Source organism: Streptomyces sp. NPDC045899 (assembly GCF_056431485.1).
Genome location: NZ_JBWKKP010000043.1, coordinates 24,322 through 37,686, shown reverse-complemented (window position 1 = coordinate 37,686; position 13,365 = coordinate 24,322). Strand labels below are relative to the sequence as shown.

Annotated in this window: 14 protein-coding genes; 5 read left to right on the top strand and 9 right to left on the bottom strand. The window is 69.4% G+C overall.

Going from position 1 to position 13,365, the window contains the following annotated elements; all coding sequences use genetic code 11:
* Positions 1 to 272: 272 nt before the first annotated feature.
* Entirely contained in the window at positions 273 to 935 is a 663-nt protein-coding gene (locus AC07FT_RS35375) for a DNA-3-methyladenine glycosylase (protein WP_479180239.1), read from the bottom strand.
* Between the two features lie 168 nt (positions 936 to 1,103).
* On the opposite strand from AC07FT_RS35375, the gene AC07FT_RS35370 reads away from it, so the two are divergent.
* Positions 1,104 to 1,886 (top strand): sporulation protein, encoded by a 783-nt coding sequence (locus tag AC07FT_RS35370; protein ID WP_431773224.1) that lies wholly within the window; start codon positions 1,104 to 1,106, stop codon positions 1,884 to 1,886.
* 85 nt (positions 1,887 to 1,971) lie between these two features.
* Here AC07FT_RS35370 and AC07FT_RS35365 read toward each other — a convergent pair whose 3' ends face one another.
* The gene (locus AC07FT_RS35365) at positions 1,972 to 2,289 is read right to left on the bottom strand and encodes a barstar family protein (protein ID WP_254751866.1); all 318 of its coding nucleotides are present in this window, start codon (positions 2,287 to 2,289) and stop codon (positions 1,972 to 1,974) included.
* Positions 2,290 to 2,375: 86 nt separating this feature from the next.
* Between AC07FT_RS35365 and AC07FT_RS35360 the strand changes: the two genes are divergently transcribed.
* Together AC07FT_RS35360 and AC07FT_RS35355 are read left to right on the top strand one after the other, a co-directional pair.
* Positions 2,376 to 2,915, top strand: a complete 540-nt coding sequence (locus AC07FT_RS35360) for a YbhB/YbcL family Raf kinase inhibitor-like protein (protein ID WP_479180237.1) — start codon at positions 2,376 to 2,378, stop codon at positions 2,913 to 2,915.
* 103 nt (positions 2,916 to 3,018) lie between these two features.
* Positions 3,019 to 3,522, top strand: coding sequence for an HNH endonuclease (locus AC07FT_RS35355; protein WP_254751870.1), 504 nt, complete (start codon positions 3,019 to 3,021; stop codon positions 3,520 to 3,522).
* 60 nt (positions 3,523 to 3,582) lie between these two features.
* On the opposite strand, the gene AC07FT_RS35350 is transcribed toward AC07FT_RS35355, so the two are convergent.
* The 3 genes from AC07FT_RS35350 to AC07FT_RS35340 form a co-directional block, all read right to left on the bottom strand.
* Positions 3,583 to 4,542, bottom strand: a complete 960-nt coding sequence (locus AC07FT_RS35350) for an SPFH domain-containing protein (protein WP_479180236.1) — start codon at positions 4,540 to 4,542, stop codon at positions 3,583 to 3,585.
* Positions 4,543 to 4,694: 152 nt separating this feature from the next.
* Positions 4,695 to 5,108 (bottom strand): NfeD family protein, encoded by a 414-nt coding sequence (locus AC07FT_RS35345; RefSeq protein WP_479180240.1) that lies wholly within the window; start codon positions 5,106 to 5,108, stop codon positions 4,695 to 4,697.
* Positions 5,109 to 5,210: 102 nt separating this feature from the next.
* Entirely contained in the window at positions 5,211 to 6,002 is a 792-nt protein-coding gene (locus tag AC07FT_RS35340; RefSeq protein ID WP_432040264.1) for an ABC transporter ATP-binding protein, read from the bottom strand.
* Between the two features lie 109 nt (positions 6,003 to 6,111).
* Between AC07FT_RS35340 and AC07FT_RS35335 the strand changes: the two genes are divergently transcribed.
* Positions 6,112 to 6,915 (top strand): hypothetical protein, encoded by an 804-nt coding sequence (locus tag AC07FT_RS35335; protein WP_479180235.1) that lies wholly within the window; start codon positions 6,112 to 6,114, stop codon positions 6,913 to 6,915.
* A 108-nt stretch (positions 6,916 to 7,023) separates the two neighbouring features.
* Here AC07FT_RS35335 and AC07FT_RS35330 read toward each other — a convergent pair whose 3' ends face one another.
* From AC07FT_RS35330 to AC07FT_RS35320, 3 genes are all read right to left on the bottom strand, one after another.
* Positions 7,024 to 7,266: a chaplin gene (locus tag AC07FT_RS35330; protein ID WP_479180233.1), complete on the bottom strand. Its 243-nt coding sequence runs from the start codon at positions 7,264 to 7,266 to the stop codon at positions 7,024 to 7,026.
* Positions 7,267 to 7,482: 216 nt separating this feature from the next.
* The gene (locus tag AC07FT_RS35325; RefSeq protein WP_479180232.1) at positions 7,483 to 8,133 is read right to left on the bottom strand and encodes a response regulator; all 651 of its coding nucleotides are present in this window, start codon (positions 8,131 to 8,133) and stop codon (positions 7,483 to 7,485) included.
* Positions 8,126 to 9,283 carry a GAF domain-containing sensor histidine kinase gene (locus tag AC07FT_RS35320; RefSeq protein ID WP_479180230.1) on the bottom strand — a complete coding sequence of 386 codons (1,158 nt, stop codon included), beginning with the start codon at positions 9,281 to 9,283 and terminating at the stop codon, positions 8,126 to 8,128. The genes AC07FT_RS35325 and AC07FT_RS35320 overlap by 8 nt, the downstream gene beginning before the upstream one ends.
* A 444-nt stretch (positions 9,284 to 9,727) precedes the next feature.
* Here AC07FT_RS35320 and AC07FT_RS35315 point away from each other — a divergent pair, with 444 nt between their 5' ends.
* Entirely contained in the window at positions 9,728 to 10,444 is a 717-nt protein-coding gene (locus tag AC07FT_RS35315; protein ID WP_479180229.1) for a transglycosylase SLT domain-containing protein, read from the top strand.
* Positions 10,445 to 10,613: 169 nt separating this feature from the next.
* On the opposite strand, the gene AC07FT_RS35310 is transcribed toward AC07FT_RS35315, so the two are convergent.
* On the bottom strand, positions 10,614 to 13,301 hold the full coding sequence (locus tag AC07FT_RS35310; RefSeq protein WP_479180227.1) for an ABC transporter ATP-binding protein/permease: 2,688 nt from the start codon (positions 13,299 to 13,301) through the stop codon (positions 10,614 to 10,616).
* Positions 13,302 to 13,365 lie beyond the last annotated feature (64 nt).

Sequence of the window (13,365 nt, the reverse complement as noted above, 5' to 3'; positions counted from 1 at the left end):
CGTTCCGTTTCCGGTCCGAATTCCGTTTCCGGCCCCCTGTTGGAGCGGGGTTTCGCGCCTTCCGGCGTGATCACTACTTTAGCGGATTTCCCTCGGGGCTCCTAATCGGAGTCCCAGGTCATAATTTCGCACAGCGAAAAGAGACCCTGTTATGGGAATCGTCTGTAGTGGTTGGCCGCTCCCGGACTGCTCTCATCCGACCTGATGGTCGTGGTGACAGCGCTGCCCGTCTCAAGCGGCTCGGGCTACGTTAGGCGTCCGCCGGTACGGAGTCAAGTTCCGACCTGACGGCTCGTCGGATTCCGGCGGCGGGGGGTGTGCGCCCGGTACGGGCTGACCGAGGGCTCGCCGTCGATCCAGAAGCGCCAGGGGTGGGTGGCACCCTCACCGCCGACCCCGGTCCGGGGCCCGCTCAGCACCTGCTCGGGGCGGGCGGGCCGGCCGGTGAGGATCTCCATCGGTCCGTGGGGACCCGCGCAGACATCGGAACCGTCCAGCCGCCGGTCCACTCCCAGTGCGGTGGCCAGCCGGGCCGGGCCCCTGGCCAGCTCCTGATCGTTGCGGGCCTTCGGCCGTCGCTCATGGGCCCGCTCATGACCGTGCAGCACCTCGGCCGCGCGCAGCAGTACCCCGCTCGGGGTGCCCTCCGGGCCGCAGACCAGGTTCAGGCAGTGCCACATGCCGTAGGTGAAGTAGACGTACGCATGACCCGGCGGTCCGAACATCACGGCGTTCCGCCCGGTGCGGCCCCGGTAGGCGTGTGAGCCGGGGTCGGCGAGTCCCGCGTACGCCTCTACCTCGGTGAGCCGCACCTCGATCGGTCCATCGGGGGTGCGCCGCACCAGGATCCGTCCGAGGAGGTCGGGCGCGACCTCGAGGACGGGCCGGTCGAAGAAGCCCCGGCTGAGCGGCGTACGGTCAGGTCGTGCAGTCACGCGGCCCGAGCGTAGTGGAACGGAGACCTCACGGTGGTTGGACCCGGACCGGTCCGCTGCGAGGGTGGATCCGACGGAACCGCCGCTGGCTGTTTCGCGTTTCTAGGGTTCAACAGGGATCGAGTGCGATCGAGTGGGGACACGGTCAGTGTCCTTGAGAGGGAGAACATGGGCTTCAAGAAGCTGCTCGCGAGTCTGGGTGCCGGTGGCGCTTCGGTGGAGACGGTGCTGACCGAGGAGAATGTCGTTCCGGGTGGCGTCGTACAGGGCGAGGTCCGGATCCAGGGCGGCTCGGTCGCGCAGCAGATCGAGGGACTCTCCGTCGGCCTGCAGGCACGGGTCGAGGTCGAGGGCAATGACCAGGAGTACAAGCAGGACATCGAGTTCACCCGGCAGCAGCTGGGCGGGGCCTTCGAGGTCCAGGCGGGCGCCGTGCACGCGGTGCAGTTCGGCCTGGAGATCCCGTGGGAGACCCCGGTGACCACCTTCCTGGGCCGTCATCTGACCGGCATGAACGTGGGAGTGACCACCGAGCTCCAGATCGCGCGCGCGGTGGACTCCGGCGACCTGGACCCGGTCAATGTGCATCCGCTCCCGGCCCAGCAGGCCATCCTGGACGCCTTCGGCGCCCTCGGCTTCCGCTTCAAGAGCGCCGACCTGGAGCGCGGTCACATCCGCGGCACCCGTCAGCGGCTGCCGTTCTACCAGGAGATCGAGTTCTACGCGCCCGAGCAGTACCGGGGCCTGAACCAGGTGGAGCTGTCCTTCGTCGCGGACGACCGCGAGATGGACGTCGTGCTGGAGATGGACAAGAAGCCGGGGCTGTTCACCGAGGGCAGCGACTCCTTCCGCTCCTTCACGGTGAGCCTGGCCTCCTTCCAGGAGACCGACTGGGCCGCCTACTTGAACCAGTGGCTCGCCGAGGTCGGCGGCAAGCGCAGCTGGTTCTGAGCCGCCCGGCCCTCCACCGTTCCCGTACGGGGCGCGCACCGCATCCGTCTCGGTGCGCGCCCCGCGCGTTTCAGGGCGCGTCGGCTCAGAGGGCGTCGGCGCAGTGCACGGTCATCGGGGTGCCGCGGGAGGCCCAGTACGCCACCGTGTCGGCCAGGATGTCGGAGGCGATGGCGGCGGTCTCGGGGGCCGCGTCGCGGAAGGCCGGCCAGCCCCGCACATGCAGCAAGTAGCCACCGGCCTCGCCCCACCACGACAGATCGGTGAGGCAGTCGGCGAGCGCGTCCCAGTTGTGCCCGAACCAGTCGGGGAACCGGAGGTCCTGCGCGCAGCGGGCGAGGAGGCCGTCCTTGTCGGACACGCCGTCGAGGTTCAGGGAGAGGGCGGGGGTCGGGCCGGTCATGGGCGCCATGGTGCCAGCACCGCGGGCATCGGTCTCGTTAGGCTGGCCGCGCAGCTGATCCAGCGCGACCTTCAGGAGGTTTCGACGTGTCCGAGCAGAACCGGCGCCCGCTCCCCCATGACTTCCATCCGCAGGTGCCGTCGTTCACCGTGGTGAGTGATGACGTGGAGCCCGGGGGCACCTTGAAACCCGCCCAGGTGGCGGCGGAGGGGAACACCTCGCCGCACCTTCGCTGGGAGGGGTTCCCGGAGGGGACGAAGAGCTTCGCGGTCACCTGCTTCGACCCTGACGCGCCCACGGGCAGCGGGTTCTGGCACTGGGTGCTCTTCGACATCCCGGCGAACGTCACCGAGCTGCCGGCCGGTGCGGGCAACGGTGACTTCCCCGGACTGCCCGCGGGCGCCGTGCACGTACGCAACGACTACGGCACCCGGGACTTCGGCGGGGCGGCCCCGCCGCCCGGGGACGGTTCACACCGCTATGTGTTCACGGTCTACGCGGTGGACTCCGACAAGCTGGGCCCGGACGCCGCGGTCTCGCCCGCGGTGGTCGGCTTCAACCTGCGTTTCCACACGCTGGGACGTGCCCAGCTGATCGGTGAGTACGAGGTGCCGGCCGCGGGCTGACGCCGCGAAATTGCGTTGTCCTCGGCCGTGCTCCCGGCCAGAGTTGATCCCGGCCCGCCCGTGTCGCGGCGGGCCGGGACACCGGGATGCGGGGGTGGTCGGGATGCGCGAGACGCTGGTTCTGAACGCGAGCTTCGAGCCGCTGGCGACGGTGACGCTGCGGCGTGCCGTGGTGCTGGTGCTCCAGGACAAGGCCGTGGTCGAACACGCCCATCCCGGACTGCGGATCAGGGCCGCTGACGTCGATCTTCCGGTGCCCCGGGTGATCCGGCTCTGCCGGTACGTACGGGTGCCGTTCCGAAGACGGGCGCCGTGGTCGCGGCGGGGTGTGCTGGTCCGGGACCAGCACCGGTGCGCGTACTGCGGCCGCCGGGCCACCACCGTGGACCATGTGCTGCCGCGGTCGCGCGGGGGCGGGGACACCTGGCTGAACACGGTGGCCTCGTGCGCCGAGGACAACCACCGCAAGGCGGACCGGACTCCGGAGCAGGCGGGGATGCGGCTGCTCAAGGCCCCGTTCGAGCCCACGCCGTCCGATGCGCTGCTGCTGGCCCTGGGGGCGGCGGAGCGGGACGGGCTGCCGGAGTGGCTGGCGCTGCCCGCCTGAGGCTGCCCACACCGAGGGGCCAACCCATCGCCTCCGGCGGTGGGTTGGCCCCTCGGTGTGTCAGTCGATCGTGGGCTGCTCGCGGCGCGGGGCGGGTGTCTTGGCGCTGGGGGCGGGGGCGCCGCCGCCGTTGCCACCGCCGGCCATGGGACCGAAGTTGCCGATGGCGCCGCCGAGGCCCTTGAGGGCGTCGCCGATCTCGCTGGGCACGATCCAGAGCTTGTTGGCGTCGCCCTCGGCGATCTTCGGCAGCATCTGGAGGTACTGGTACGAGAGCAGCTTCTGGTCCGGGTCTCCGGCGTGGATGGACTCGAAGACCGTACGGATCGCCTGGGCCTCGCCCTCGGCACGCAGTGCGGCGGCTTTGGCCTCACCCTCGGCACGGAGGATGGAGGACTGCTTCTCACCCTCGGCGCGCAGGATCTCGGACTGCCGGACACCTTCGGCCTGGAGGATGGCCGCGCGCTTGTCACGGTCGGCGCGCATCTGCTTCTCCATCGAGTCCTGGATGGAGGTCGGCGGCTCGATCGCCTTGAGCTCGACACGGTTGACGCGGATGCCCCACTTGCCGGTGGCCTCGTCGAGGACGCCGCGCAGCGCCGCGTTGATCTCCTCGCGGGAGGTCAGGGTGCGCTCGAGGTCCATGCCACCGATGATGTTCCGCAGGGTGGTGACGGTGAGCTGCTCGATCGCCTGGATATAGCTGGCGACCTCATAGGTGGCGGCGCGGGCGTCGGTCACCTGGTAGTAGATGACGGTGTCGATGTTCACCACCAGGTTGTCCTGGGTGATCACCGGCTGCGGGGGGAACGGCACGACCTGTTCCCGCAGATCGACGCGGTTGCGGATGGAGTCGATGAACGGGACGACGATGTTGAGGCCCGCGTTGAGGGTGCGGGTGTAGCGTCCGAAGCGCTCGACGATGGCGGCACTGGCCTGCGGGATGACCTGGATCGTCTTGATCAGTGCGATGAAGACGAGCACCACCAGGATGATCAGGACGATGATGATCGGTTCCACAGCGGCTCCCCGTGCCCTTCATGCGTGACTCTGGTTGGTCGGGATGATCAGGTCTGGCGCTTCCCGAAGGTGGAGTCTGTCAGATCGGCGGTCGGGTCCGCAGCTCCACCAAGTGGCGCTCAGCCATTGGCCGGACGTGGTGCCTACGGCGTCTACATGACGACGGCCGTGGCACCGTCGATCTCCACCACATCGACCTGCTGCCCTGGTTCGTACACCTGGTCGGGGTCGAGCGAGCGGGCCGACCAGATCTCACCGGCCAGCTTGATCCGGCCGTCGCCGCCGGCGTCGACACGTTCCAGCACCACTGCCTGACGGCCCTTCAGCGCATCGACCCCGCTGCGCAGTCCGGGCTGTTGCCGGCGGCTGCGGAGCGCCATCGGCCGTACTACGGCGACCAGCGCCACCGAGACCGCACAGAAGACGACGACCTGGAGGACCAGACCACCACCGAGCGCGTCGGTGACGGCACCGGCGACCGCGCCGACGGCGACCATCCCGAACTCGGGCATCGCGGTCAGCACGAGCGGAATGCCCAGACCTACGGCGGCGATCAGCCACCACACCCACGGATCCACGTGTTCATGGTAGTTGCCGGGGTGCGACGGGGACAGAGCACAGATCAATTGGCCGGGGCACACCCGGCGCAGGGGGCGGACATCAGGCCATCAGGCCAGGGGCAGGCCCTGCGCGGTCCAGCGGCCGCCGTTGGTCTCCACGACCAGCGGGAGGCCGAAGCAGCGCGAGAGGTTGCGGGAGGTCAGCTCGGTCTCGACGGGTCCCGCGGTGAGCACCTTGCCCTGGCGGATCATCAGCACATGGGTGAAGCCCGGCGGGATCTCCTCGACGTGGTGCGTCACCATGATCATGGAGGGGGCGTACGGGTCGCGCGCGAGGCGGCCGAGGCGGCGGACGAGGTCCTCGCGGCCGCCGAGGTCCAGACCGGCCGCGGGCTCGTCGAGCAGCAGCAGTTCGGGGTCGGTCATCATGGCGCGCGCGATCAGGGTGCGCTTGCGCTCGCCCTCGGAGAGGGTGCCGAACTTCCGGTCGAGGTACTCGGTCATACCGAGGCGGTCCAGGAAGGCGCGGGCGCGGCTCTCGTCGATGGCGTCGTAGTCCTCGCGCCAGTGGGCGGTCATCCCGTAGGCGGCGGTGAGAACGGTCTCCAGCACGGTCTGCTTGCGCGGCAGCTTCTCGGCCATGGCGATGCCCGCCATGCCGACGCGCGGGCGCAGTTCGAAGACGTCGACGGAGCCGAGGCGGTCACCGAGGATCGTGGCGGTGCCCGAGCTCGGGAAGAGGTAGCTGGAGGCGAGGTTGAGGAGGGTGGTCTTCCCGGCGCCGTTGGGGCCGAGGATCACCCAGCGCTCCCCCTCTTTGATCGACCAGGAGACCTCGTCCACCAGAGCCCGACCGTCGCGGACCACGGATACGTCCACCAGCTCCAGAACATCGCTCATGAGCGCGTTGTCTCCCATTGCAGTCTCGAGTGTCGCGTGCGCCTGTGGACGCAGCCCCCAGGGAAAACCTACGCCACCCGTTGTCGGTACCAGTCCTTAGGCTGGTGCCATGCTCGATGAACCACGTTCAGGGCGCCTCGCGGCCTGGGGAAATGCCCTACTTGCCGGACTTGTCTCTCCCGATGAGGCCGCACAGCGGATCGCGGGTGAGGACGCGTCGCACAGAGTGGCCGGGCTCCCCGGCGAGTCCGATGGGGTCGGTCTCACACTGGCGCTGGGACGGCTGCGGGCGCTGGGGGCCGAGGGGCTGCGGGTGGCGCTGCCGAGATCCGGGCATCCGCTGGGGCTGAGCGGTCCCGCGGAGTTCAACGCGGAGGCGCTGGACGCGGGCGAGGCGGTGATCGCCACCGGAGTGGCGCTCGGTCTGGTGCCCGAGGTGGCCGCGGTGGGACCCGAGGGTGACCAGCACATCGAAGTGGTGTGGCGCTGCCGGCCGGTGCGGGAGGCACCGCCCGCGGACGTGCCGTCGCTGGGCGAGGCCGAGCGGGAGCTGGCCGAGGCGCTGCGGGAGGCCACCGAGGTGCTGTCCCGGCTGAACGTGGCGGGGGCGGGGCCGGTCGCCCAGGCGGCGCTGGAGGCGTACCGGGCGCGGGCGGAGGGCGGGCGCGAGGTGCTGGCGCCGGGCTATCCGCCGCGGGCGATCCGGGTGCTGGAGCTGGCGCAGCGGGTGGGCGCGCTGATCGACATCGCGTACACGGCAGGCGGGGGCGCCCATGAGCACGGCGGAGCGGTGAGCGCGTCCGAGATGGCGGCGCGGACCGAGGCGCTGCGGCCGGTGGAGCGCACCGCGCGGCGGGCGCAGGTGGCCGCGTACAACGCGTATGTGGAGGAACGGGAGCGGGGCGGTTCCTGACCGCCTGGAGTCTCCGCGGACCGCGGACCCGGACAGGCGACCGGCCCCGGAGGCGATGCCTCCGGGGCCGGTCGGTGGTTCAGCACGCGATGGTGCGGTGAACCATGGTCACTGGGCGACGCACGGGGTCGGCATGGCCATGTTCATACCGCCGATGACGGTGATGGTGTCACCGCAGGCGTTCACCGGCACGCGGACCGGCACCTGGACGTTGTTGCCCGAGACGACTCCGGGGGACATCACAGCTCCACCTTCGGCCTGGGGGGTGTCGGCGGAGGCGACACCCGCACCGGCCATGGCGAGACCGCCGGCAGCGATGGTGATGGCCGCGAGCTTCTTGATGTTCTTCACTGTGTAAAACCCTCCATAGCGTGTCACCGCGGTGGAACTCCGCAGTACGCCGTGGAGAACGCCGACCCGCCGATCAAGTTGCGCTGTTCGGGTGACATACACCCGACGGTATGAATCCCGCACGAAACGACGGCATTCCTGTATCAGCGTCAGATCAGCCCAGCGGTGATCTGAATTCATAAGCCAATAGCTCGAGTTCGATCAGGGATGATCCGTTCAGGCTCCGATCCCATGCCGGACCGCCCAGAGCGCGGCCTGGGTCCGGTCGGCGAGGTCCAGCTTCATCAGGATGTTGGAGACATGCGTCTTGACGGTCTTCTCGGACAGCACGAGCGCCCGGGCGATCTCCCGGTTGGACCGGCCGTCGGCGATCAGCGCGAGCACCTCGCGCTCCCGCTCGGTGAGCGTGCCACCGCGTCCCTGGCCGCCTCCGGAGTCCTCCTGGGAGAGCAGGGCGAGCGCCACCTCGGGCTGGAGCAGCACATGCCCGGCGTACACGGAGCGGATGGCGCCCGCGAGTGCCTCGGGGTCCACGTCCTTGTAGACATAGCCCGCGGCGCCCGCACGCAGGGCGGGTACGACGGTGCGCTTCTCGGTGAAGCTGGTGACGACCAGCACCCGGGCCGGGTTGTCGAGGTCACGCAGGGTGCGCAGGGCCTGGATGCCGTCGATGCCGGGCATCTTCACATCCATGAGGACGACGTCGGGGCGCAGCTCCTCGGCGCGGGCGATCCCCTCCTCCCCGTCGGAGGCCTCCCCCACCACATCGATGTCGTCCTGTACCTCGAGGAAGGTGCGCAGGCCGCGCCGCACCACCTGGTGGTCATCGACGAGCAGCACCCGAATCGTGCGTTCCGGCTCAGCCACCGGGCACCTCCATCTCGATCACGGTGCCCATACCGGGCGCCGAGTCCACGGTCATCGCCCCGCCGACACCACCGGCGCGGTCGCGCATCGACACCAGGCCGAGGTGGCGTCCCGCGCGACGGACGGCCGAGGGGTCGAATCCGCTGCCGTCGTCGGTGATCCGCAGCCGGGCGCCCTGGCCCTGCCGGATGAGCGAAACCCCGACGTGCCGGGCGTCGGCGTGGCGCAGCGCGTTGTGCAGGGCCTCCTGGGCCACCCGTAGCAGCGCCTCCTCCTGGGCCGCGGGGAGCGCCCGCACTCCCTGTGCGGAGAAGGTGACGCGGGCGGAGTGGGCGCGGTCCAGGACCTGTATCTGAGTGCGGAGGGTGGCCACCAGGCCGTCCTCGTCGAGGGCGGCGGGGCGCAGCTCCACGACGGCGGCGCGCAGCTCGTCGGCGGCCTCGGCGGCGAGCAGGGTGATCTGGTGCAGCTCCTCCTTGGCGCGGACCGGATCCCGGTCGACCAGGGCGGTGGCGGCCTGGGCGGTCAGCCGGAGCGAGAAGAGCTTCTGGGAGACCGCGTCGTGCAGCTCATGGGCGAGCCTGGCGCGCTCCCCGGCGATGGTCAGCTCACGGCTGCGCTCGTACAGCCGGGCGTTGGTGAGGGCGATGGCGGCGTGCTGGGCCAGGATGCCGAGCAGTTCCTCGTCACTCTCGGTGAACCCGCAGCTGCCCTCCGGCTTGGGGCAGCGCTTGTTCGCGAGAAAGAGGGCCCCGAGAACTTCATCCCCATCTGCAATGGGAAGTCCAAGGAAATCCGACATGTCCGGATGTGAGTCCGGCCAGCCCTCGAACCGCGGGTCCTGGCGCACATCGGCCAGTCGCTGGGGGGTGGCGTCCTTGAGCATCGCGGCGAGGATCCCGTGCTGACGCGGCAGCGGCCCGATGGCCTTCCACTGCTCATCACTGACCCCATCTACTACGAACTGGGCAAAACCCCCATGGTCGTCCGGAACCCCCAGCGCGGAGTACTCGGCGTCAAGCAGCTCACGCGCGGACACAACGATCGTCTTTAGGACATCCCGGACTTCCAGATGCCTGCTCATGGCGAGCAGCGCGCCGCTGACACGGGCCAGTCCGGCCCCCGCTCCCCCACCCGCTCCGTCGGTCATGGGCTCACCGTACCGGCGGCCCGAGAGGGTTCGTATCGGCCGGTCGGAGGCCATTGATTAAGACCTCAGCCCTAGGGCGAACGGCGCACAGCGCACCGCCGGAGAGGCTGAAATTCGGGCCTGAAAAGCGAACACCGAGCGCATTTGCTCGGGCACACCGCGCCATATGAGAGGGTCCGCAATGTGAGCCCGGACACAGGACCTATATCACTTACGAACGAGGTTAGTGGATGTTTTAAAGCGGTGTGAGCGGGGACTACGCGCGCTCGCCCCGGCAGGGACGGTCTACGTATCCACTAAGGAGGATCGTACGTCACACCTTTGCCACAAGTTTTTGCGACCGCTAAGAATTTCCCAGTCGCGCGGCGCCGTAGATCGAGAAACGGCGCACCAGGCGCCGATTCGGCCTGCGACACAAAGCGATTGGAAGAGGTCTACTCCGCCATGCCCCTCCCCAGCATCCCCGGCTACAACCGACTGACCAAGACGCACAAGTACTCCGCCGCCGGTATCGCCGCCGCGGGTGCCGCAGCGCTCGCCTTCACCGTTGTCCCCGGCGGTGACGCGGACGCTTCGACGACCGCCCAGGACGCCCCGGCCAAGACGGTCGCGTGGGACTCGCACGAGACCCAGCAGGACACCCTGAAGAAGCAGACCGACCTGGCCAGCAAGCAGGCCAAGGACGCCGCCGCCGAGAAGAAGGCCGCCGAGGCCGCTGCGGCGAAGAAGGCGGCCGAGGCCAAGGCCGCCAAGGAGCGCGAGGCCAAGGAGGCCGCGAGCCGCTCCGCCGCCCGCGCCGTGCCGGTCGCCGAGGCCAAGGAAAAGAAGAAGAAGGAATACCCGAACAACCTCGACGGGTGGATCCGCGAGTCCCTCGACATCATGAAGGAGAAGGGCATCCCCGGCTCCTACGAGGGCATCCACCGCAACATCATCCGTGAGTCCGGCGGCGACCCGCGCGCCATCAACAACTGGGACATCAACGCCCAGAACGGCGTGCCCTCCAAGGGTCTGCTCCAGGTCATAGCCCCGACCTTCAAGGCCTACCACGTCGAGGGCACCGCCTGGGACGCCTACGACCCGGTCGCGAACATCACCGCCGCGTGCAACTACGCGGCCGACCGGTACGGCTCCATGGACAACGTCAACGGCCCGTACTGAGCCGACGACGGTACGTACCGAGCCCGGCGTATGACGCCTGACGCGTGACGCCCGGCGTATGAACGCCGAAGGGCGGCGGCACCCTCTGTGTGCGAGGGGTGCCGCCGCCCTTCGGGCATGTCCGGGCGCGGTCGCCGGGCGGCGCGGCCACAGGGGCCGCGACGCTCCGTTACTTGCGCATGACCTCCGGCTCATGGCGGCGCAGCAGCCGCGCGACCAGGAAGCCGCAGGCGATACCGAGAACGATCAGCACGACCATGTCGATCCCCCACTGCGTGGTGGTGTGCTCCCACAGCGGGTCCAGGTCATCGGGCTTCTTGCCGTCCCAGGGGGCCATCATGTGGCCGGAGCCGGGACCGAGGTCCAGGGTGGCGCCGGCCGCGCCGACGGCCCAGCGGGACGGCATCAGCCATGCGAACTGCTCGACACCCGGCGAACCGAAGATCTTGAACAGCACACCGGTGAAGACCACCTGCACGATGGCGAACATGACCAGCAGCGGCATGGTCTTCTCGGCCGTCTTCACCAGCGCGGAGATGACCAGGCCGAACATCATCGAGGTGAAACCGATCGCGATCACGGCCAGGCAGATCTCGGCGGCCGGCGGCATCAGCAGCCCCTCGCTGGGCATCTTGCGCGTCGACAGACCGATGGCACAGATGATGACGCCCTGCAGGGCGGTGATCACGCCGAGCACGATCACCTTGGACATCAGATACGCGGAGCGGGAGAGGCCGACGGCCCGTTCCCGTTCGTAGATCACCCGTTCCTTGATGAGTTCTCGTACGGAGTTGGCCGCTCCGGTGAAGCACATGCCGACCACGAGAATCAGCAGAATCGTCCCGGCGGCCTGATTGAACGAGCCCTTCGGCGCGAATTGCAGGCCGAACTTCGCGGGAATGACGACGCTCACCGAGCCCAGCACCGCGGGCAGGATCACCATCAGTCCCATGAAGCCCTTGTCGGAGCCGATCACCGACAGATACCGGCGGATCAGCGTCCACAGCTGGGAACCCCAGCTCTGCGGTTTCTGCACCCGGGTCGGTGGCCGCTGGACGTGGACCGACTGCGGGGCGACCGAGTCCAGGTCGGCGGCGTACATCTGGTAGTGCTGCGAACCGCGCCAGCGGCCCGCCCAGTCGTAGTCGCGGTAGTTCTCGAACGCGGAGAACACATCCGCCCAGGTGTCGTAGCCGAAGAAGTTGAGCGCCTCGTCCGGCGGGCCGAAGTAGGCGACCGCACCGCCGGGCGCCATCACCAGGAGCTTGTCGCACAGCGCCAGCTCGGCCACCGAGTGGGTGACCACCAGCACGGTGCGGCCGTCGTCGGCCAGACCGCGCAGCAGCTGCATCACATCGCGGTCCATGCCCGGGTCCAGACCCGAGGTGGGCTCGTCCAGGAAGATCAGCGACGGCTTGGTGAGCAGCTCCAGCGCGACCGAGACACGCTTGCGCTGACCGCCGGAGAGCGAGGTGACCTTCTTGTCCCGGTGGATGTCCAGCTTCAGCTCGCGCAGCACCTCGTCGATCCGGGCCTCGCGCTCGGCCTCCGCGGTGTCACCGGGGAACCGCAGCTTGGCCGCGTACCGCAGGGCCTTCTGGACGGTCAGCTCCTTGTGCAGGATGTCGTCCTGCGGCACCAGACCGATGCGCTGGCGCAGCTCGGCGAACTGCTTGTAGAGGTTCCGGTTGTCGTAGAGGACATCGCCCTGGTTGGCGGGGCGGTAGCCGGTGAGCGCCTTGAGCAGCGTGGACTTACCGGAGCCGGACGGGCCGATGACCGCGACGAGCGACTTCTCGGGAACGCTGAAGGAGACGTCCTTCAGGATCTGCTTGCCGCCGTCGACGGTGACCGTCAGGTGGCGGGCCGAGAAGGAAACCTCACCGGTGTCGACGAACTCCTCGAGGCGGTCGCCGACCAGCCGGAAGGTGGAGTGGCCGACGCCGACGGTGTCGGCAGGGCCGATGATCTGCTGCCGGACCGGCTGGCCGTTGACGTACGTACCGTTGTGGCTGCCGAGGTCGCGTATCTCGAAGCGGCCGTCGGGCAGGGCCCGGAACTCCGCGTGGTTGCGGGAGACCTGGAGGTCGGAGACGACCAGTTCGTTCTCCAGCGCACGGCCGATGCGCATCACCCGGCCGACGGCCACCTGGTGGAAGGTGGTCGGGCTGCGGTCGCCCTGGGCGGGCACCGGACCGGTGGGGCCGGAGGCGGGCACCTGCTGCGGCGGAACCTGCTGGTGCGGGGCCGACGGCTGCTGAGCCTGCTGCTGCGGGGCCTGCTGCTGCGGGATGAAGGGCTGCTGCGGCGGTGTCTGCGGCTGCTGCCAGCCCTGGGGCGGCTGCTGGCCGCCCTGCTGCGGCCAGCCGGGGCCGGGCTGCTGCGGCTGCGCCTGAGGCTGCTGCGGCGCCTGAGGCTGCTGCTGAGCCGGGGGCTGCTGTGGCTGCTGGGCCGGAGGCATCGCGGCCTGCTGGGGCACGCCCATCGCGCCCTGCTGACCACCGGCCTGCCGGCCGTGCACCCCCGGCCCGCCCGCCGGTGCGGCGCCCGCTCCGGCGCCGGAGATGCTCAGCCGCGGACCGTCGGTCGCATTGCCCAGGTGGACGGCCGAACCGGGGCCGATTTCCATCTGCTGGACGCGCTGGCCCTGCACATAGGTGCCGTTGGTACTGCCCTGGTCCTCAATGACCCAACTACGCCCACCCCACCGCACGGTGGCATGCCGCCAGGAGACTCTCGCGTCGTCCAGCACCATGTCGCCCTGCGGGTCGCGCCCCAGGCTGTATGACCTGGACGGGTCAAGCGTCCAGGTCTGTCCGTTCAATTCCAGTACGAGTTCCGGCACTCCATGCCCCACTACTTGTCCCCCGAGGTACCCCCTGCGCTAGAGGGAGTCTAGGGATGGCGAACATCGTGAGGAA